The following is a 19,797-nucleotide window of genomic DNA, read 5'->3' on the forward strand; positions in this document are numbered from 1 at the left end:
AAAACTTTTACGACCGAGCGGAGCGAGCGAAATACGTGTTAGAGCAGATGGGAGTGGAATTGGTGGGGTGCTTTTCCACAACAATGGAACGGACAAATGCTCTAAGGAGGCTGTATGGGTAAGGCCATCATGATTCAGGGTTGCACCAGCAACGCCGGAAAAAGTTATCTGTGCGCCGCACTGTGCCGCATTTTGTCAAATGAAGGTGTGCGGGTGGCTCCTTTCAAAGCCCAAAACATGAGCAACAACGCGGGCGTGACCCCGGACGGCCTGGAAATGGGCCGCGCTCAACTGGTGCAGGCGCGGGCGGCGCGGGTCACGCCCGACGTGCGGATGAATCCGGTGCTGCTCAAACCTGAAGCCGACACCCGCTCGCAGGTGGTGCTGCTGGGCAAGGCCAATCCCGAACTCACCGCGCTGGGCTGGCGGGAGCGCAAACCGCACCTATGGCCGCACGTGCAGAGCGCCCTGCACAGTCTCATGGCCGAGTACGACGTGGTGGTGATCGAAGGCGCGGGCAGCCCCGCCGAGGTCAATCTGCGAAGCTCCGACATCGTAAACATGCGGGTGGCGCTGGAAGTCCGAGCGCGTGTTCTGCTGGCCTGCGATATAGACCGGGGCGGCGCGTTTGCTCACCTGCTCGGCACCTGGCATTGCCTGAGCGCCGATGAGCGGCAGTTGCTGGGAGGCTTTTTGCTCAACCGTTTTCGCGGCGACGCCCGCCTGCTCTCGCCCGCGCCCGAGTGGTTGGAGCAGCAGACTGGTGTCCCCACCCTCGGCGTCATCCCGATGCTGGATATTCCGCTGCCGGAGGAAGACGGGGTGGTGTCACGAGAACCCTCAGGTTCGTCAGAAGGTTTTGTGGCGGTGGCCCGCTTGCCGCGCATTTCTAACTTAGATGAATTCGCGCCGCTGGGCGAGCTGCTGCGCTGGGTGACCTCGCCCGCCGAGCTAGAGGGAGCGCGGGCCGTTATCTTGCCCGGCAGCAAAAGTACCGCAGCTGATTTGGCGTGGCTGCGTTCCAGCGGTCTGGCCGCCGAAGTGGTGCGGCAAGCGCAGCGGGGCATGCCGGTGCTGGGCATCTGCGGCGGCCTGCAAATGCTGGGCGAGCGCCTGAGCGACCCGCACGGCGTAGACGGCCCGCCGGAAAGCTCAGGATTGGGGCTCCTCCACTTGGACACCGAATTTGCCCCTGCCAAAACCACCCGTCTAACCACATTCACCGACTCAGAAACGGGCCTCAAGCTGGAAGGCTACGAAATTCATCACGGCCACACCCGCGTGGGCGGCGCGGTGGACGAACTCGCTCCCGAGCTGCTGTGGCGCAGCGGCAATGTGCGCGGCACCTACCTTCATGGCCTGCTGGAAAATCCAGCGTACTTGGAGCGCTTCTTGGGTTGGGCCGGTTTACCGCTGCCGGAGAGCTTGGACACTCTGGACGCCCGCTTGGACGCCATTGCCGAGCGGGTCAAAGCCAGCTTGGACTGGGAGCGGGTGCGGGCCTTGTTGTGAAGAGCCTCGGCTGCCGGGAAAGGCGTTCTAAAGGTCACCGTCGTTGCCGAGCTTTGGCCCGATGTCCGGCACCGGCTGGCCCGGCTTCCATTCCACGACCACACCGTCGTCGGGGTTATGCGGCGCTTTGATGAACACTGCCCGCCACGGCACCTTGCCCTCGTTGACGAGGTAATGCATCTCCATCGGGTCGCAGCGGTGGTAATCGCCCGGCCCCAGTTCTACTCGCAGGCCATTCGTCCACATCACCGCGTTTCCTTCCAGGGTGTAAAACGATTCCTCGGTGCGCTCGTGGTAATGGTTGGGAAAATCTTGACCGGGCGGTAACACCACCACGCCGAAATCGGTGCGCGGGCCACGCGAAAGGTAGCCGGGGCCGTAGGTGTCGTAGCGTAGGGGCGTCTCGTCAATTTTGGCTTTGTGCATATCGTTCTCCTTTAGAGTCCCGGAGCTTTCCACAGCGAAGTGGTAATGCCCTGATCCACCAAACTCCGCTGGGCAGCGTAGGCAATTTGCCAGCGGCCGGTTAGCTCAGCGTACAGTGACCCGAGCGCCCGGTTTGGCTGGTAGGTGCGCTCCCAACTCACCAGCGCCTCGCCGCCCTCGACCAGCGAGGCGTAGACGCCCACGCCCGTTCCGGCGGCAATCGCCGTGCCCAGCGCTGTCGCTTCCTTGACCACCGGCACCCGCACAGGCTTACCGCTCACGTCGGCCAGAATCTGGCACCACAATTCACCCTTGCTGCCGCCGCCCGCGAAGGTCAGTACCTCGCTGTCCACGCGGGTAAATTGCTGAATCAGCAGCAGGTTTTGCACGCTGACGATAGCGGCATGTTCCTCCAGCGCCCGGAACAGTGCGCCCCGGCTGGATTTGACAGGATCAAGCGAGAGATTGAGGAACGACGGAGCGGCGTGATACCAAGCGCTGTAGCGCATGACATCGCTGAAAATCGGGATGATGCCGTAAGCGCCGGGCGGCACCTGGCGGGCCTGCTCTTCCAGTGAGCTGTAGGCGTCGCGCCCGCCCAGCTGCTCCTGACGGCGCTCCTCGTCGCAGTACGTGTCGCGAAACCAGCGCATCGCCGCGCCCACAAAAAAGGAGATGGTTTCGGCCTGCCAGACCCCCGGCACCGCGTGGCAGTTGATGCGGATGTCCATTGCCGGATCGGTTTTGGGCTCAGCCAGATTGACTTCCTGTTGCCAGAATGTGCCGCCCAGAATGGCCGTCTGACCGGGACGCACCACGCCCAGCCCCACGCAGCCGAGTTGCACGTCTCCCCCACCCATCACGACGGGTGTGCCGGGCCGCAAACCAGACTCCTCGGCGGCGCGTGGAGTGACGACCGCAAAGGCGGTGCCGGATTCGAGAACGGGGGGAAACAGTTCGTTGGGCAAGCCCAGATCGTTTAGGCCTACCCTCGACCAGTCGCGGCGAAGCAAACTGAACATCCCACTGGTGCAGGCGTTGGATGGATCGCTGGCCAGCACGTCGCCCAGTCGGTAAAGCACCCAGTCGCTGAGCATGCTGACGCGGTGAATGCGCCCGAACACGTCCGGCTGGTGCTGCTTGATCCACAAAAGTCTCGGCACGGCGCTGAGCGCGAAAGTCTGGCCGCTTTCCTGATAAGTTTGCCGCTCGACTTGCGCGTGGTCGCGCTGAAGCAAGCGCACCTGCTCGGCGGCGCGGGCATCCACGTTGGCGCAGGCCCAGATCTCGCGGCCAGACTCGTCATACAGCACGATGGCCTCGCGCATACTGCTGGCGCTGACGGCCAGAATGCTCTCCGGCGCGGCCCCGGCCTGAGCCATCACCCGCTGGATGCACTGACAGATCACGCCCCAGTTGCGCTCCACGGCAAAGTCCATCACGCCGGGGGTGCCGTCATTCTCGTGCGTCCATTCCTGAGCGGCCACCGCGACTTGCTGGCCTTGCGGCGTGAACAGCACCGCCCGGACGCTGCCGGTGCCTGCGTCAATGGCCAGCAGGAAGCCGCTCACGCCCGTTTCCTCAGCCGCAGCACATTGAGGTGTTCTCCCGCCAGCGACCCAGCATAATAGCCAATTTGAGCGGGCTGCTCAAAGCCCTGATCCGCAGAAGTCTGGTGCCGAACTGCGGCTGCGAAATGGCGATGATCTGCTGCTGAATTGGAGCATCGAGACATTTGGCCTCCTGAGTCGTAAAAGTGAGAGAGCACGTCGCCGCCCGCGCTGATCAGTTCAGGCCACCGACTCTGCACCGCTGGCGGCAAGTTCCAGATTCTTCACAGCACGCTCCTGTGGCTTGACAGACCCGAACTTTGAACCAATAAGGAATGTGTTTTCGTTTGGCCTGAGTATAAGGGGGCCGGAGCAGCAAAGGCGAAGATGCAACCTTCAAATGTGATTGATACTTACGGCATTGAGCGGCCTCTGCTGCGAGTTGAACACGTCTGAACACTGTTTGGGGACATGCTTATCTTTAGCGGCATTCGTTTCAAATTGTTGGTCTGCTCCGTGTCCGGCCGGCTGCCACCCCGGTAATCAGCACCAAGCCCGTCATCGCCAGCAAGAACAGCAGCGGCGCGTGCCAGTTGCCCGCTCTGTCGTGCAGCGCTCCGAAGAGAAATGGGCCAGTCGCCGCCAGCGCGTAGCCGAAGCCCTGAGCCGTCGCCGAGAGCTGCGGCACCTGCGCCAGATTGTCGGCCCGCACAGCGATGAACATCAGCGCGAGCGGAAAGGTGCTGCCCGCGCCGATGCCCAGCAGCAGCAGCCACGGCAGCGGCGTCAGCGGCGCAAGCAGCAGGCCCATGACGCCCGCCGCGCTGATGAGTGCTGTAACCACCGCCAGCGGCACCAGCAGCCGGGGCCGCGCTGCCAGCACCGGCACCGCCAGTGTGAAAGGCAACTGCACCACGTTGGCAAAGGCCAGCATGAGCCCCGCCTGCGCCGCCGTGAAGCCCTCGTCTTGCAGCACTTTGGGCAGCCAAGTCAGCCAAGTAAAAAACACCAGCGACTGAAAGCCCATGTACAGCGTCACCGGCAGCGCGTAGGGATTTTTCCACACTGACGGCCCCCCTTTGACTGCTGTTCGGGCGTGTGTCTGCCGCCCGAAGACGGCGGGCAGCCAAGCCAGCACGCCAGCCGCCGCCAGCAAGATCCACACGCCCACCGACGAGCGCCACGCGCCGCCCAGCGCAGTCATCAGCGGCACCGCCACCCCCGAGGCCAGCGCCGCGCCGCCCACCACCGCCAGCGTGTACAACCCGGTCATCGGCCCGACGCGGGTCGGGTAATCGCGCCGGATCAAACTGGGCAGCAGCACGTTGTTCAGGGCGATGCCCGCGCCGACCAGCACCGTGCCCATCAAAATGACCGGCAGCGTCGCGCCGATCCTCAGCACGCTGCCCAACCCGATCAGCGCGGTGGCCAGCAAGATGATGGTTTCGTTGCTGTAGCGGCGGCTCAGCAGCGGCGCGAGGGGGGCCAGGATGCCCCAGCACAGCAGCGGCAAGGTGGTCAGCAAACTGAGTGTGGCCGCGCTGACGTTGAGCTCTGCTTGGATCTGAGACAGCAGCGGCCCGAACCCGGCGATGGGCGGGCGCAGGTTGAGCGCCACCAGAATCAGCCCCACGATCAGCAGGGGCGCGGCGGCGGGCTTGCGGCGTTGTGGAATTTGCGGCGTTGTTCTTGCCGCCTCTGGGGGCTCGGGGTCGGCTTGGTGAAAACGGCTCATCTGCACAGGTTAGCGTGCCGAGTCCTGCTTCCCGACTTCAGTTCAGGATTCAGCCACCAGAGCACGCCCAAGTAAACTCTTGAGCCGCACTCATCTGCACTGGCGCGTTAGGAGAGAATCCATTTCTCTCCCTGCCCCCCGAGAGCAGCAGTGAACTGAGTCGGTCGGGCTGAGCGCTGGAAGCGGTAGACTCGGCAGGCAAATTCAATTGTGGAGTAGACAAGGCGTCTAAGTTCGCCTTAAGCTGTAGCTCATTAAAGCCATCTTCGGCTGATCTGAGGATGCTCCTTTATGGCTGGGGAGCGCCCGCACAGTCGGCGGCACTCCAAGTTCGAGATTCAAAGATTCGAGATCTAGGATTTTCCGGAGGATTTCAAATGAAGCGAACGAAGACCGCACGCGGCGGGTTGCTGCTGATTTCTCTACTGCTGGCAGCGAGCGCTCAGGCTCAGGACACGATCAACGTCGGAGCCAACATCGGCAACGTGCCGTGGGAATTTCAAGACGCCAGCGGAGCCAACGTCGGCTTTGAAATCGAGCTGGTCAGCGAGATCGCCAAAAATCTGGGCAAAAAGGTCAACGTCGTCAACACGCCGTTCAACGGCCTGTTCGCCGCCGTGCAGTCGGGGCGCATCGACGCCGCCATTTCCAGCATCACCATCACCAAAAAGCGTTTGGAAACCGTGTCGTTCGCGCAGCCCTACTATGACTCCGACCAGTCCCTCACGGTGGCGAGTGGCAGCACCCTCGGCAAAATCAATACCTTCAAAGGCAAAACCGTCGGCGTGGACACCGGTTCGACCGGCGCGGTGTGGGCCTCTGCTCATCAGGCCCAGTACGGTTACACCATCCGTGAGTACACCGGCCTGAATCCGGCCATGCTCGACCTTAAGGCCGGGCGCATCGACGGCTACATCTCCGATATTCCGGCTCTGTTGTATTACGCCAAAATCACTGGCGGCGTTAAAGTCGTGGAGCGCCTCAAGACCGGCGAGCAGTACAGCGTGATGTTCGCCAAAGACAATCCGCTGGCCGCGCAGTTCAACACCCAACTCGACGCCATGAAGAAGAGCGGCTACCTTGCCAAGCTGCACCAGAAATGGTTCGGGGTCTTGCCGGAGAAGGGAACCTCGACGGCCACCCTCTTGCCGATGCCCAAATAATTGCGCTCATTTGATGGCGGGTGCCGGTGAAACTGCTCGACACTTTCTTCAATCTCGGCGTGCTGCAATCGGCGCTGCCTGCTCTGCTGCGCGGCCTGCTGATCACCTTAGAGCTGGGGGTGATCAGCGCCGTTGTGGGCACTTTACTGGGCCTGGTGGTGGCGCTGATGGGCCTGTATGGGCCGCGCTGGTTGCGGGCGCTGGTGCGTTTTTACATCGACGTGCTGCGGGCCATGCCGCTGCTGGTGTTCATGGTGCTGATCTACTACGCTCTGCCGTTCGTCAAGATTTTGCTGCCCGCTTTTACCTGCGCCGTTCTGGCGATTGCCTTGATCGCCTCAGCGTATGTGGCCGAGATTATCCGCTCAGGCATCGAGGCGATTCCCACCGGACAGTTCGAGGCGGCCCGCTCGCTGGGCCTGCGCGGCTGGGACGTCATGACCAGCGTGATCTTGCCGCAGGCGCTCAGAATCGTGGTGCCGCCGCTGACCGGCAATGCCGTCTCGATTATGAAGGATACAGCCATCGCTTCGGTGGTGGCTTTGCCCGAACTGCTCCAGCAGGCCACCTCGCAGCAAGCACTCTCGGCCAATCCCACCCCGCTGGTGGGCGCGGCACTGATTTATGTGGTGCTGCTCTTTCCGCTGGTGCGCCTCGTCAGCCGCTTTGAAGCGCGGGCCAAACAGCGGGCCAGCCGCTGAGAATAAACCAGCAGCACCAAGCCAGCAGTACAGACTTCAGATTCCCTTCGCGCCCTGATTCGTTTACAAGGAAGACCCTATGACCACACTTCCCGTTCCCGTCTCCCCTACCGTTTCACCGCTGGAGCCGCACCTCGGCTTCATCCGTTCTCAGTTTCCGGCGCTCGACAGTCCTTGGGCTTTTTTCGACAATGCGGGCGGCTCACAGGTGCTGCGCGGCGTGGCCGAACGCGTCAGCGAGTACCTGACCGGCACCAGCGTGCAGCTTGGGGCCAGCTACGCCGTGTCGCAGGAAGCCAGCGCCCGCGTCGCGGCGGGTGTGCAGGCGGCGGCCCACTTTGTCAACGCCGCCGATCCGCGTGAGGTTGTTCTGGGCGGCAGTTCGACGCAGCTCGTCGCCAATCTGGCCTCCTCAATGGGCGAATTCCTGAAAGCCGGCGACGAGATCATCATCACCGACACCGACCACGAGGCGAACGTGGGAGCCTGGACACGGCTGGAATCGCGCGGCATCAAAACCAAAATCTGGAAGATCGATACCCAGACGCTGCAACTCGATCTGAACACGCTCGGTACCCTGATGACCGACCGCACCCGGCTGGTCTGCTTCACGCACGTCTCGAACGTGCTGGGCACCATCAATCCGGTGCCGGAAATTACCCGCTTCGTGCATCAGCGCGGCGCGAAAGTGTTCGTGGACGGCGTGGCTTACGCGCCGCACCGAATGGTCGACGTTCAGGCCTGGGACGTGGACTATTACCTGTTCAGCTGGTACAAGGTCTACGGCCCGCACATCTCGCTGCTGTTCGGCAAGTTGGAGAACCTCCTCGAACTGCCCAGCATTAACCACTTCTTCGTCTCGCCGGACGCGGCGGCGTACCGACTTCAGCCGGGCAACCTCAACTATGAGCTGACCTACGGCCTGACGGGCGTGACCGATTACATGAGCGCCCTTCAGTCGCGGCTCGGGGTGGACAGTCTCAGCGGCGTGTTCGACGCCTTTGCCGCGCACGAAGCGGTGCTGGCCGGGCGACTGCTCGAATACCTTGCCACCAAACCCAATGTGCGGGTCATCGGGCATCCGCTGGCAGATCCTTCGGCGCGGGTGGACACCATCAGTTTCGTGGTGGATGGTGTGGCCTCGTCGGAGCTTCCCAAATTTCTGGACGGGCAGCACATCGCAGTGCGCTACGGACATTTTTATGCTTACCGCCTGATTCAGAGCTTGGGCCTCGATCAGGAGGAGGGCGTGGTGCGTGTCTCGATGGCCCACTACAACACCCTAGCCGAAGTCGACCGCTTGATCGCTGGTCTGGAAGCGTTTGGCCTGTGAAGTGAGAGAGGAGAAATTCATCCACACAGATCAACTTTCTCAAGCTGCAAGAGTCAAACTGGAGACAACCGAATGAGCTTGATCATCAGCGGCGGTACGGTCGTCACGGCAGATGGCCGTTTTCAAGCTGACGTGCGGGTGGACGGCGGCAAGATCACGGCGCTGGGGCTAGATTTGGCGCAATCCGGCGACGAGATCACCGACGCCAGCGGCAAACACGTCTTGCCGGGCGGCATCGACGTTCACACCCACCTGTCAATGCCTTCGATGGGCACTGTGACCTGTGATGATTACTACACCGGCCAGGTCGCGGCGGCGATGGGTGGCACCACCACGCACCTCGACTTCTGCATTCAGTCCAAAGGAAGCAGCCTGAGAGCGGCGCTGGACACCTGGCACGGCAGGGCAAAGGGGCAAGCCGTCATCGACTACGGCTTTCACGTCGCCGTGACCGATCCGCTGCCGGAGGTGCTGGACGAGATTGCTGGTCTGCCGGATCAGGGCGTCACGTCCATCAAGCTGTTTCTGGCGTACAAGGACACCCTGCAAGTCGATGACACGGCGATGTTCCGCTGCTTGGAGCGTGCCCGCGACGCCGGCGTGCTGACGCTGGTGCATGCCGAGAACGGCGACGCCATCGAGATTCTCATGGCCGAGGCCATCGCCCGTGGCGAGACGGCTCCCAAGTATCACGCCCTAACCCGTCCTCCAGAGCTGGAGGCCGAGGCTACCGGACGGGCGATTGCGCTGGCTGAGGTGTTGGGCGCACCGCTCTACATCGTCCACCTGAGCTGCCGCCCGGCGTTGGCGAGGGTGCGTGAGGCCCAAGCGCGGGGGGCACGCGTCACAGCCGAGACCTGCACCCAGTATTTCTTTTTTACCAAAGACGACTTAGACCGTCCCGGCTTCGAGGGAGCCAAGTGGGTGTGCAGTCCACCGCTCCGTGAGAAGGAAGATCAGGCCGCACTGTGGGCGGCGGTGGGTGACGGCACGCTCAGTGTCATCAGCACCGATCACTGTCCGTTCCGTTTCGATACCCAAAAGACTCTAGGCAAGGACAATTTCACCCTGATTCCCAACGGCGTGCCCGGTATCGAGGAGCGCTTAGTGGTGCTGCACCAAGCGGGCGTGCGCGGCGGTCATTTCAGTTTGGAGCGCTTCGTGGCCCTGACCGCTACCAATCCTGCCCGCAGCTTCGGCCTCGGCGGCGTGAAGGGGGCTATTGCGCCGGGCTATGACGCCGATTTGGCGCTGTGGGATCTGGAGCGCCCGCACACGATTACAGCCAAGACCAACCACGGTGCCGTCGATTACAGCTTGTACGAGGGGATGGAAGTCCGGGGTATGCCGGTGACAGTGTTTGTCCGGGGACAGACAGTGATCAATCAAGGACGACTGATAACCGAGCGAGGGAGTGGACAGTTCCTGCACCGGCAACGCATCTGAGTTCAGGTTGCATGGTGGTGCTTTTGGCAGTGGCTGGGTCTGACAGTGCAATGCCGCAGCGAAGGGGCGGAAGTTCTCAGTCCAGTCCGGTAGCCCGCTGAGTGCTCTAGACCAGAAGCTACAGTGGAGTTGGCTTTCCGTGCTCAGGCATAGGCGGATGAGTAGCCGAGATACACTTACTCTTCACATTTACACACAAACTGGATTTGCGCCGAATTTGCGTAGCTGAGGTTAAGCGGCTGTAGCTTGGGGTTCGAAGTTGGTGGGTGTCAAGTGTCCCAAGGACGAGTGGTGGCGCTGGCGATTATAAAAGACCTCAATAAACTCGAAAATGGCTTACTTACTAACCACACAGGTTTCGAAAATTGTCTCCTTGAACAGCTCCCTGAAACGGGAGCTGAAAACGCTCTCCACAACGGCGTTGTTTCAGGATATGACCCCTGAATCTCGATCCAAAAAAGTTGCGAATTCAGTGGCAAGCTGAAGGAACAATAGACCTCCTGCGAAAGTCAGTTTTGGCGTAGCCGCGTGAGATTGCAGAGGGCTGTAATCAAATGAACGCGGAGTGAGAAGCGTCGTCTGCGATGTCTGTATGTCTTTTTCAACACCCTGAAAATTTTCAAACGTCGGATGACATGTTCCACGGATTGACGGGTTGAGGCCAGAATACGGTTGTTCTGACGCTCTTCTGGCGTCGAAGACAAAGTCTTTGACGCCTTATGCGGTGTGGTGGAATAACTGTGGTCTTGCCAGATGCCCAGATACATAGCATCCCCGATCACAGTGGTCTCGCTGTGAATACGGGTCTTCGAGTCCCGAAAAAGGGTTAGATCGTGCATAGAACCAAAGATCGTAGCGCCGCAGATTGATCTGTCAAGGGTTTGGTGGAGGCTCAGTTCGGGATGGGGGCTTGCTCCTCAAAGGCCGCCGGGGACCGGTAGCCCAACGCGGAGTGACGACGCTGGCGGTTGTAGAACACCTCAATCCACTCGAAGACCTCCGTTCGTGTCTGGGCACGGCCCACTGCGCCTTTCCAAGTCCCAGTTCCGTCTTCAACGTCGCGAAGAAGCTCTCCTGAACGGCGCTATCCCAGCATTCTCCTTTCTCGCTCATGCTCTGCACCGCGTGCAGTCTGTCCAGCGCCTCCTTGTACACCTCACTCGTGTATTGGCTCCCCCTATCTGAATGGTGGAGCAGCCCTCCTGGTGGCTGTCGACGCTCTACGGTCATTCCCAACGCCGCTGTAACCAGCGGCGTGTGGAGTCGCTCATTCAGCGCCCAGCCGACGATTTTCCGTGAGTACAGGTTCATGACCGTGGCCAGGTACAGCCAACCCTCCCGGGTGGGTAAATACGTGATGTCCGTCGCCCATTTCTGATTCGGATCATCGGCGTCAAAATTCCTGGCAAGAAGATTTTCTGCGACTGGATGGGATGATTTTGCTTTGGTCGTCGTCCGGAACTTTTGCTTCCCTCGCGCGACAAGCTGAGCTTGTCGTATCAGGCGTCCGATGCGCTGACGGCTCACCTGCTCTCCCTGCTCACAGAGGTCTGCTTTGATGCGCAACGCACCGTACGTCCCGCAGCTGTCCTCGAAGCTTTTCCTGATTCTGGCCGTCAAACTTCGGTCTTTTGCGATTCTCTCGCTGTCTGGCCTTCCCCGCAAAGCGTAATACCCACTGATGCTGACATCGAGAACTCGGCACACGCGTTCCACTGGGAATTCATCGTGATGCCGGGCGATGAAGCGAAAAATCAGGGTTGCTTGGCGAAAAAGCGGGCAAGCGTCCTCAAGGGCGTCTGTTCTGCCCAAGATAGACCAGTGCTTTTTTCAGGATATCCCGTTCCTGTCGTGCAATTTCCAACTCCCGTTCGAGTTCCTTAAGATGCTGGATCAAGTGCTGTTCGCTTCAGATGGCACCTCTCTCCCTGTGAAAGACTGGCGCTATGCAAGAACGCATTTCTCTGGAAGCCCTGGCGGCCCTGCCCACGGTGGCGGCGCTCAACATCTCTCACAGCGGCCAGCAGGTGGCCTTCTACGCCGATTGGACAGGCCGTTTCGAGCTGTGTACGCTCGATCTCGCCACCCGTGAGCGCCGTCAGGTCACCGACGGTCAGGCCCCCAAGGCGGTTCGGGCGGGCTTCGTGTGGTCGGCGGACGATGCCAGCCTGATGTTCAGCCGGGATCACAACGGCGACGAGCGGCAGGCGCTGTTTGATCTGAATCTGGCGTCCGGTGAAGTGAAGGCCCTCCAGCACGCGCCGCAGAGCATGGATTACGCAGTAGCCGCCCACCCGGATGGCCAGAGACTGCTGGTCAACAGCACGCGCGGCGGGCAGATGAACGTGCATGTTTACGACTTGACGAAGGAGGGTGAATCGGCTTGGACAGCGCTGACCACGCTCCCGAACGCCACTCAGGCCGCCGCTTGGAGTCCCGATGGCACGCGCCTGACGCTGAGCACCAATGAGAGCGAAGATCTCCGCAACACCGACGGCTACGTCATGAATGCCGACGGCTCTGGTTTGCGGCGCGTCCTGCGGATGCGCGAGGGCAGTCAGGACAGCGTGGGCGAGTGGCACCCAGACGGCCTGCGCGTGGCCGCCGGCAGTGACGCGGACGGAACCCACCGGGTGGGCCTGCTGACCGTGGAGACAGGTGAAGTGCAGTGGCTGACTTCTGAAGGCACCGAGGAAGAGATGGGGCGCTTCTCGCCGGATGGTCGCTGGCTCAGCGCCGTCCGCAACGTGGACAGCACCCTGACGCCGGTGCTCTACGACACGGCGACGGGCGAGGCGCGTGAACTGAAGTTGCCGCCCGGCCTGGCGCTGGGAACGCAATTTACCCAGGACGGCAGGATGCTGTTTCAGTTCGTCACCTCCACGACCCGGCTGGAAGTGCTGCTGTACAACCTTGCCGACGACACCTCCGAGGTGCTTCTGCCTGCCGAATACGGCGAGGTTGATCCCGCCGACTTCGTGCCGGGCGAGTATGTCAAGTATCCGGCAGCGGACGGACTGATGGTGCCTGCCATTCTCTACAGGCCGCGTAATCTGGAGACAGGCAAAGCCTACCCCGCCCTGATCCACGCGCACGGCGGGCCCACCGCGCAGTTCTTCCGGGGATTTGACGCGCAGGCGCAGTTTCTGGCAGACCGGGGCTACCTGGTGCTGTGTCCCAATGTGCGCGGCAGTACGGGCTACGGCGTGACCTGGCGCGACGCCAACCTGCTGGACTGGGGCGGGCGCGATCTGGCCGACGTCGCCGCCGGGGCCGCGTACCTCAAGTCCCTGCCGGAAGTGGACGGCACGCGACTGGGCATCTTCGGCGGGAGTTACGGCGGCTACCTCAGCTATATGGCGGTGGTGAAGTACCCAGACCTCTTCAAGGTGGGCGTGCCCATCGTGGGCATCACCGATCTGTTCCAACTGTACGCGGACAACAGCCGGGTGATGCCGCAACTGGGCTACTACTTCCGCACCATCATGGGCGACCCGGTGGAGAACGCTGAGCTGTGGCGTGACCGCAGCGCCATCACCCACGCCGCTGACCTGAAGGCGCACCTGCTGATGATGCACGGCACCAACGACCCACGCTGCCCTATCAATCAGGCCAGGGGGTTTCGTGACGTGCTGCTGGCGAACGGACGCGAGGAGGGGCAGGATTTCGAGTATGTCGAGTTCGGTGACGAGGGCCACGGCGCGGGCGACATTGCCGGAAAGACCCGCAGCTACCGCTTGATGTCTGACTACCTTGCCCGCCGGTTGTGAAAGACTGACTGAGCAAAGAACGAGCAGTTGCGGGAGCGCGTGACCCAGCCCCAGTGCACGCCTAAACCGCCCACGGACATTCGCTGCCATTACTGACTGATTCAGAGCTTCCAGCCGCCGCCAGACCCTCAGTATTTTGGGTCTGGCGGCGGTTCGGGTGCGGTGCGGAACGGTTCATGGGGTCATGGTGACCTGTTCCGGGGACGCTCATCTCGCCCAGCTGGATTTGGCCGCTCGGCATGGAATCTGAACGCTCTTTCAGACACCCGATAGGTTGCTGTGAGGGGGAGCGAGTAAAATACCCTTCGAGGTGCGTTTGATGTGACCAAGATGCGCTCAGTGAAAAATCTAGCCAACTCTCCACCGCCAACTCCATCTGAAACGGCGTTATCTGTGCAGGTTCCCAGCTCTGAATCCTCTCCCCTTTCCCTGAACCAGATTCGGACGCTGTTGGATACGGCCTGGGGATGTCGGCGCAGCGATCCGCAGGAATGTGTTCGCGCCTCGCGTCTATTGTTGGAACAGCCACTGGACACCGCTGACTTGGTTCGTGCCACCCTTTATCTCGGGTATGGACTGATGAATCAGGGGAATTTCAATGCGGCGGAGCCGGAACTGCGGCGGGCGCTGCACCTCTACGTGGAACTGGCGGATCACCAGGGCCAGCGCGACAGTCTAAACGTATTGGGCATCGTGAAGGCCCGTCGGGGCCGTCCAGTCGAAGCTCTGAAACTCTTCTTGCAGGTCAGGCACCTGAGCGTGACCTTGGAAAATGTCGAAGGCGAGGCCAACGCGCTCCTCAATATCGGGGCAACCTACAGCACTATGAGCGATCATCCCAATGCACTGCACTACCACTTCATGGCTCTGGCCCTCAGCCGGCAACACGCTCTGCTTTCCGTGGAACGGCGCGCCCTTAATAATCTCAGTGTGTCCTATAACGAGATGGGGGGGTATGACGACGCGCTGGAAGCCGCCGTCGCTTGCCTGAAGGTGGTGCAGGCTGAAGACGATCCCATGCTGGACGCTATGGCGCTCCGGAATGCTGGGTGTGCTCATTTTGGACTTAAGCAGTTCCCAGAAGCTCAAACCATGTATCTGAAAACCTACGTGCTGGTGGAGCAAGTCGGAGACCAAGCCGAGATTTCCAGTCTCGGTCTTCTCTTGGGGCGGGTGGCGCAGCAGCAAGGGCACCGGGAAAAAGCGCGGCACCTCTTTGAGCGGAGCCTGAAACTTTGCCAGAAGATTGGAGATGAGCAGGGCCAGACCAAGAGCCTGCTGCGCTTGGGCGAACTGCTGGGCGAGTCCGGCGAGGTGGAGGACGCTCTGGGCGTCTTCCACCTCGCACGAGCTTTGGCCGAGCAAGGTCAGCTCCGCGATAAGCTGTGCGAAATTGATCTGGCTCTCTCTAGGCTCTACCGGCAGGCAGGGCGCTACCAAGAGGCGCTAACTCACATCGAACAGCATCTCCAGCTCAATGGAGAACTGTTTAATGCCGCTTCCGATCAGCGGCTCCAGAGTTTGAGAGTACAGTTCGATCTGGAGCAGGCTGAGCAGGAACGCCAGGCAGTTCAGCACCTGAACGCCAAATTGGAAGAAACCAACCGTGACCTGCGGACGGCCCAAGCCCAGACCGCCAAATTACTCAAGCGGCTTGAGCAGCACGCCAATGAAGACGCGCTGACTGAGCTGCCCAACCGCCGGGCCTTCGATTTAGCCCTGAGCGGATTGTTACCGGATCAGCAGCTCGGCATTGTGGTGTGCGACATCGATCATTTCAAGGCGGTGAATGACCGCTTCTCCCACTTGATTGGTGACGAGGTGCTGCGTCAGGTGGGTGCGTTGCTCAAGAGCCAGTTGCGCCGGCGCGATCTGCTCGCCCGGTACGGCGGTGAAGAGTTCGTGCTGCTGATGACAGATGCCAATTCCTCAATAGCTCTGAGTGTCTGTGAGCGCTTGAGGCGAACGATTGAGGAGTACGACTGGCCCACAGTATGTCCTGAACTCAGCCTGACCATCAGTCTAGGAGCTGCTGTCGCCCGGCTGGAACCGACTACCCTTTCTGCACAGGACGTGATCCAGGCCGCTGATGACGCTCTCTACGCGGCCAAGAACGCGGGTCGTAACCGGGTGGAAGTCAGGCAGATCGCACCGTCAGCCCGCTGAAAGTGCGTCACTGAACGTCTGTTCGGAGCTGTGTCGGTCAGTTTCAGCGCAGGTCAGGAGCTGGATGGGGCTGTCCATTCACGTCACCGCTCAGGGCAACGGAGCGAGGCCCACCCGCTGCCGGTATGCCGTAACGGGCCAAGCCCGCCCACCACCCTGACGCACCCACCCGATGTCGCCTGCCGCCTTGCGCTGGAACTCAAACGGCTCACCGACTGCACTGAAGCCGGCTTCCGGTTCGGGCATCAGCGTATCGGCGTCCACCACGGTCAGTTCTGTGGCACTCATGGCAGAGTCGCCCTGCGGCGTCAACGACACCAAGCGGCCTCCCAGATTGACCAAATCGAATACGCCCCAGTCGGTGGCAAACCGGCCAGTGTACGTGTCCAGATCAAAGCCCGGCGCGTCGGCAATCTTTTTCTGGGGCGCGTTCACCGCCAGATCGATCAGCTTGATGAGATTCGTTGCCCACTCGGTTGCAGGGCCGCCCAGACAGTTCGTGAGGACAGACACGGCCAAGCCCGATTCCGGGTCGAGCCACGACTGCGTAATGTGCCCAGGAAAGCCGCCCGAATGGCCCACGACCGTGCGGCCCCCGATCTTCTCGACGAAGAGGCCCAGCCCGTACCAGCGCTCAGCAGGGCGCTTGATCTCGGATTCTTTGCGCTGCATCAAACGTTTGGACGCGTCCGTGAGCAGTTCGCCGCGTCCCAGCGCGTGCGCGGCAAAATAGGCCGTGACATCCTCCGCCGTGCCGTAAAAACCCGTGGCCGCCGCCATCGCCCGCGTGTCTGTGGACGGCAGTGCACGCCGGGCGTCGTTGCCTGCCAACCGTCCGCTGTGCCCGGCGGCCAGCTCGGGTTCGCGTTCTCGCGGCAGTTCCGGCCCCAAGTTGGTCAGCGCGAGCGGCCCAGTGATGTGTGCGGCCACGTAGTCCTCATACGTCTGGCCGCTGGCCGCCTCGATAATCAGGCCCAGCAGGGAGTAGCCCATGTTCGAGTACTTGAAGAACTGATTCTGCGCGAACACGGCGTCTGCCCGGCACAGGGCCACCAGAGCGTCGCGGTCAGGAAAATCGTGGAGCTGCTGCCAGTAGTCGCTGTCGGCCCCATCGCGGTTGATGCCAGACTGATGTCCGAGAAGTGCCCGCACTGTCAGTTCCGCTGCCGGCGACCCTGCCAGTTCTGGCAGCCAGCGGCCCGCCAGATCGTCCAAGCGCAGCGTTCCGGTTTCGGCCAGCTGGAAAATAGCCGTGGCCGTGAAGGTTTTGGAGTGTGAGGCGATCCGGAAGAGGTGCTGCGGAGTGAGACTCTGTCCGGTGGCCTCGTTCGCCACGCCCAGCGCAAACGACGCCGCCAGCTCACCCCCCACCCGCACCGCCACCTGTACGCCCGGCACCCGCGCCAGATCGCGCTGGTACTCCAACCAGGACTGGAGGTAGGGAGCCAGGTTGCGGACGGTGTCGAGTAGAGGCATGACGAGAGGGTAGCACTTGAGGCTGAAGCACGAGTCTCACTTGAGTCCGGCCTGCTCAGGCGTTCAGGGGCTGTTCAGGGGTCGTTCAGGGGCGCTTACGCATACTCCATTCAAAGGAGAGCGCACCCACTAGACCACCGATCCACCACCTCCGACTTCGCGCACACAAGGAGACCCACCATGCGTAACCTGATCACGTTGACCGCCCTAACCGCCCTCAGCCTTTTGAGCGCCAGCCACGCCCAAAGTGTTCGGAGCGCCATTCCTTCCCGTATCAGCACGGCCACCGTGCAACAAGCCCCTGTCCAGATGGTGCTTCCAAGCGCAGTCCACGCCACCCTCACCGAACTGGAGCCGGTCATCAACGAACCGTCCAACCAGATCGTCAATCCACAGACGCTGGGCACCAATTGCCGCTGGTTCAAGGTCGGGGTGCCTCCGTTTGCCGTCGGTGGCTGGTACGTGACCAACACGTTCAGCACCATCAATGGAGAGCCCTGGGTTCTTCACTGCCATCCCGGCTACGTGGTGCAACCCGTCAAGATGCTCGATCTTATCCCGTCGCAGAAATGATCTGAACAGCTTCCCCATTTGCTGGCGCAGCCACATCCGCCTGCTCTAAGTTGAGCGCAGGTGGGTGGGCAGCGCGTGTCACCCGAGCACGCGCACCCGGTTGCCGCCCGCCCGCTTGGCCTGATACATGCCCTCATCCGCCCGGCGCAGATCCTCGGTTAGGGTGCTCGTGGCCTGAATGACCCCGATGCTGAGCGTGACCGGCTCTCCCAGCGTAGACGGCTGCCGGAACTGACGTTCGCACTCGGCCCGCAGACGCTCCATATCCTCCGCCAGCGTCTGGCATCTGCTGTCGGCGCGGATGATGACAAACTCGTCCCCGCCCAGCCGGGCCAGCAGGTCTCCGGGCCGGGTGAACTGGCGCAGCAGCTGCACGACGTTCTGCAAGACCCGGTCGCCAGCCGCGTGTCCGTGGCGGTCATTGACGGCCTTGAAATGATCCAGATCAATGAAAGCCATCACCACCGGCAGCCCCTCCTGGCGGCGCAGGTCAATCCACTGCTCGAAGGCCCGGCGGTTGCCTACTCCGGTCAGATCATCGGTCAAGCTGAGTGCGCTGGCCTCGCGCCTGAGTATTTCGAGCGTGGCGGCCTGCGTCCGTAGCGCGGCGGCGACGTGTTGGGCTTGCTCAAGGCGGCCCAGCACTTCCAAAGCTTTGAGCTGGGTGGTGCGCTCCTCGTCGTGGCGGCGGCGAACGGCCTCCAGCACCTCGCGCATGGCCAGATACGCTTTGTGCGGCTGCCCGCTGCGGTAGAGGGCCTGCGCCCGAACATCCAGAAAATCGTCGAGCATGTCCTGGCGGGTGGCGACCCAAGCCTGCAAAGTGTCCAGCAAGGTCAGGGCTGTATGGGCAGCGCCGTGCTGAGCTTCCAGCTTGGCGCGGAAGAACTGGAGTGTGAGCAAGCTGTCCAACGGCAACTGCGGCTGAGACACCTCAGCCTCCACAAAAAGCTGCCGGGCCTCCCCGATTTGCCCCGCCTCGGCCAGCCGCAAGGCCCGTTGGGCAACGGTTCCCACCCAGTACGGCCAAGCCTGCGTTGGCTGCAACAAGTCCAGAGCGTGTGAGAGCAGGGCGTCACTTCTGACGGTGTCTCCCAGCTCGTGGTAAGCCACGCTGAGATTGAAGGCCGCCAGTCCCAGCCCTGCGCGGTGGGCGGTTCCCGCGCCCTGAAACACGTCGTAGGCCATCTGGTAGCGCTGCCGCGCACCGTCCGGATCATCCCAGATCAGCAACACCCCGATGTCGTTGTGGGCCAGTCCCTGCATCTCGGCGTCACCCAGCGCCCTCCCCCACTGAAGCTGCTGCTCGAAACAGGCCAGCGCTTGGCGTCCTTGCCCCAGCTCCATCAGCACGTCGCCCTGAATGCCCACGGCTCTGGCGTGCCAGATGGTGGGCGTCTCCGGGGGCCACTGCGCTGCGGCCGGCGCCAGCGCCTCCAGCGCTCCGTTGTGGTTTCCGGCACGCCAGGCCAAGTACGCCTGAAGCACGTGGGCCCCGGATCCAAGCGGATGGGCCTCGGCCAGGCTCCGGGCTACGTCAGGCGAACTCATGCGTAAGCTCCAAGCGCGTTCGAGGTCGTCGGGTGTCACCCCCCTATTAAACCCGGGGCGCATGAACTGGGCTCCCTTTATTAAGAGAATCACGCGAACCGGGGGCGGATTTCCTTTGCCACAGTCTCAAAGCACGCGGGCTGATAACGCAGGATGCAGTCTTACAGCAGCATCAAATCTTGGGCAGTGGCGCGTCTAGTGGTGCTGACCGACAGAAAAAGCGCTGCACTGACCTTCAAAGCCCAGCACATCAATTTGGGCTGCTGCTGAGTAAGAAGTTAGAAAGTGGCATTTTTTATACTCCTCTTATGTCCTCCGCTGAGGCCCCTCTCTCATTTTCACCCCACAGTACCGAACCACCGAGGCGATCCGGGTCTGCTGACCAGGCAAGGCTC

At 61.8% G+C, this 19,797-nt stretch carries 15 protein-coding genes and 1 pseudogene; 8 read left to right on the forward strand and 8 right to left on the reverse strand.

The genetic code is table 11. The annotated features are described in order from the left end of the window. Window positions 1–114 precede the first annotated feature (114 nt). Window positions 115–1,512 carry a cobyric acid synthase gene (locus EHF33_RS19230; RefSeq protein WP_124875234.1) on the forward strand — a complete coding sequence of 466 codons (1,398 nt, stop codon included), beginning with the start codon at window positions 115–117 and terminating at the stop codon, window positions 1,510–1,512. Window positions 1,513–1,539: 27 nt separating this feature from the next. Here the strand turns inward: EHF33_RS19230 and EHF33_RS19235 are convergent, their stop codons facing one another. The 3 genes from EHF33_RS19235 to EHF33_RS19245 all read right to left on the reverse strand — a co-directional run bounded on the left by EHF33_RS19235 (window position 1,540) and on the right by EHF33_RS19245 (window position 5,223). Then, a complete protein-coding gene (locus tag EHF33_RS19235; RefSeq protein ID WP_124875236.1) occupies window positions 1,540–1,938 on the reverse strand; it encodes a cupin domain-containing protein in 399 nt (132 codons plus the stop codon). An 11-nt stretch (window positions 1,939–1,949) separates the two neighbouring features. Continuing rightward, window positions 1,950–3,509 carry an autoinducer-2 kinase gene (gene lsrK / locus EHF33_RS19240; RefSeq protein WP_241191425.1) on the reverse strand — a complete coding sequence of 520 codons (1,560 nt, stop codon included), beginning with the start codon at window positions 3,507–3,509 and terminating at the stop codon, window positions 1,950–1,952. Window positions 3,510–3,984: 475 nt separating this feature from the next. Then, complete coding sequence (locus EHF33_RS19245; protein ID WP_124875238.1) at window positions 3,985–5,223, reverse strand: CynX/NimT family MFS transporter; 1,239 nt, start codon at window positions 5,221–5,223, stop codon at window positions 3,985–3,987. Window positions 5,224–5,600: 377 nt separating this feature from the next. Here EHF33_RS19245 and EHF33_RS19250 point away from each other — a divergent pair, with 377 nt between their 5' ends. From EHF33_RS19250 to hydA, 4 genes are all read left to right on the forward strand, one after another. Then, the gene (locus EHF33_RS19250) at window positions 5,601–6,386 is read left to right on the forward strand and encodes a transporter substrate-binding domain-containing protein (RefSeq protein ID WP_124875240.1); all 786 of its coding nucleotides are present in this window, start codon (window positions 5,601–5,603) and stop codon (window positions 6,384–6,386) included. 26 nt (window positions 6,387–6,412) lie between these two features. Further along, window positions 6,413–7,087 (forward strand): amino acid ABC transporter permease, encoded by a 675-nt coding sequence (locus tag EHF33_RS19255; protein WP_124875242.1) that lies wholly within the window; start codon window positions 6,413–6,415, stop codon window positions 7,085–7,087. Between the two features lie 79 nt (window positions 7,088–7,166). Continuing rightward, window positions 7,167–8,420: a cysteine desulfurase-like protein gene (locus EHF33_RS19260; RefSeq protein ID WP_124875244.1), complete on the forward strand. Its 1,254-nt coding sequence runs from the start codon at window positions 7,167–7,169 to the stop codon at window positions 8,418–8,420. A 72-nt stretch (window positions 8,421–8,492) separates the two neighbouring features. Continuing rightward, a complete protein-coding gene (gene hydA / locus EHF33_RS19265; RefSeq protein ID WP_124875246.1) occupies window positions 8,493–9,866 on the forward strand; it encodes a dihydropyrimidinase in 1,374 nt (457 codons plus the stop codon). Window positions 9,867–10,097: 231 nt separating this feature from the next. On the opposite strand, the pseudogene EHF33_RS22070 reads toward hydA, so the two are convergent. The 3 genes and pseudogenes from EHF33_RS22070 to EHF33_RS19280 all read right to left on the reverse strand — a co-directional run. Then, window positions 10,098–10,292 (reverse strand): annotated as a pseudogene (locus tag EHF33_RS22070) (IS3 family transposase); the annotation flags it as partial. An 83-nt stretch (window positions 10,293–10,375) separates the two neighbouring features. After that, window positions 10,376–10,762, reverse strand: coding sequence for a transposase family protein (locus tag EHF33_RS19275; protein WP_338135053.1), 387 nt, complete (start codon window positions 10,760–10,762; stop codon window positions 10,376–10,378). Further along, window positions 10,740–11,678, reverse strand: a complete 939-nt coding sequence (locus tag EHF33_RS19280; protein WP_164473624.1) for an IS3 family transposase — start codon at window positions 11,676–11,678, stop codon at window positions 10,740–10,742. The genes EHF33_RS19275 and EHF33_RS19280 overlap by 23 nt, the downstream gene beginning before the upstream one ends. Before the next feature lie 134 nt (window positions 11,679–11,812). On the opposite strand from EHF33_RS19280, the gene EHF33_RS19285 reads away from it, so the two are divergent. Both EHF33_RS19285 and EHF33_RS19290 read left to right on the forward strand, forming a co-directional pair. After that, window positions 11,813–13,636, forward strand: a complete 1,824-nt coding sequence (locus tag EHF33_RS19285) for a S9 family peptidase (RefSeq protein ID WP_124875252.1) — start codon at window positions 11,813–11,815, stop codon at window positions 13,634–13,636. 516 nt (window positions 13,637–14,152) lie between these two features. After that, entirely contained in the window at window positions 14,153–15,802 is a 1,650-nt protein-coding gene (locus EHF33_RS19290; RefSeq protein WP_164473625.1) for a tetratricopeptide repeat-containing diguanylate cyclase, read from the forward strand. 90 nt (window positions 15,803–15,892) lie between these two features. On the opposite strand, the gene EHF33_RS19295 is transcribed toward EHF33_RS19290, so the two are convergent. Continuing rightward, window positions 15,893–17,278 (reverse strand): serine hydrolase domain-containing protein, encoded by a 1,386-nt coding sequence (locus EHF33_RS19295; RefSeq protein ID WP_124875256.1) that lies wholly within the window; start codon window positions 17,276–17,278, stop codon window positions 15,893–15,895. A gap of 180 nt (window positions 17,279–17,458) precedes the next feature. Here EHF33_RS19295 and EHF33_RS19300 point away from each other — a divergent pair, with 180 nt between their 5' ends. Beyond that, a complete protein-coding gene (locus EHF33_RS19300) occupies window positions 17,459–17,851 on the forward strand; it encodes a hypothetical protein (RefSeq protein WP_124875258.1) in 393 nt (130 codons plus the stop codon). A 78-nt stretch (window positions 17,852–17,929) separates the two neighbouring features. On the opposite strand, the gene EHF33_RS19305 is transcribed toward EHF33_RS19300, so the two are convergent. After that, window positions 17,930–19,402 carry a GGDEF domain-containing protein gene (locus tag EHF33_RS19305; protein ID WP_164473626.1) on the reverse strand — a complete coding sequence of 491 codons (1,473 nt, stop codon included), beginning with the start codon at window positions 19,400–19,402 and terminating at the stop codon, window positions 17,930–17,932. Window positions 19,403–19,797: the final 395 nt, after the last annotated feature.

The organism is Deinococcus psychrotolerans, from assembly GCF_003860465.1.
Taxonomy (GTDB): Bacteria; Deinococcota; Deinococci; order Deinococcales; family Deinococcaceae; genus Deinococcus; species Deinococcus psychrotolerans.

What these genes read in the sequence shown, in the direction of transcription:
- EHF33_RS19230 (WP_124875234.1), top strand. Translation starts at nt 115, where the DNA reads ATGGGTAAGGCCATCATGATTCAGGGTTGCACCAGCAACGCCGGAAAA.
- EHF33_RS19235 (WP_124875236.1), bottom strand. Translation starts at nt 1,938, where the DNA reads ATGCACAAAGCCAAAATTGACGAGACGCCCCTACGCTACGACACCTAC.
- EHF33_RS19245 (WP_124875238.1), bottom strand. Translation starts at nt 5,223, where the DNA reads ATGAGCCGTTTTCACCAAGCCGACCCCGAGCCCCCAGAGGCGGCAAGA.
- EHF33_RS19250 (WP_124875240.1), top strand. Translation starts at nt 5,601, where the DNA reads ATGAAGCGAACGAAGACCGCACGCGGCGGGTTGCTGCTGATTTCTCTA.
- EHF33_RS19260 (WP_124875244.1), top strand. Translation starts at nt 7,167, where the DNA reads ATGACCACACTTCCCGTTCCCGTCTCCCCTACCGTTTCACCGCTGGAG.
- hydA (WP_124875246.1), top strand. Translation starts at nt 8,493, where the DNA reads ATGAGCTTGATCATCAGCGGCGGTACGGTCGTCACGGCAGATGGCCGT.
- EHF33_RS19285 (WP_124875252.1), top strand. Translation starts at nt 11,813, where the DNA reads ATGCAAGAACGCATTTCTCTGGAAGCCCTGGCGGCCCTGCCCACGGTG.
- EHF33_RS19295 (WP_124875256.1), bottom strand. Translation starts at nt 17,278, where the DNA reads ATGCCTCTACTCGACACCGTCCGCAACCTGGCTCCCTACCTCCAGTCC.
- EHF33_RS19300 (WP_124875258.1), top strand. Translation starts at nt 17,459, where the DNA reads ATGCGTAACCTGATCACGTTGACCGCCCTAACCGCCCTCAGCCTTTTG.
- EHF33_RS19305 (WP_164473626.1), bottom strand. Translation starts at nt 19,402, where the DNA reads ATGAGTTCGCCTGACGTAGCCCGGAGCCTGGCCGAGGCCCATCCGCTT.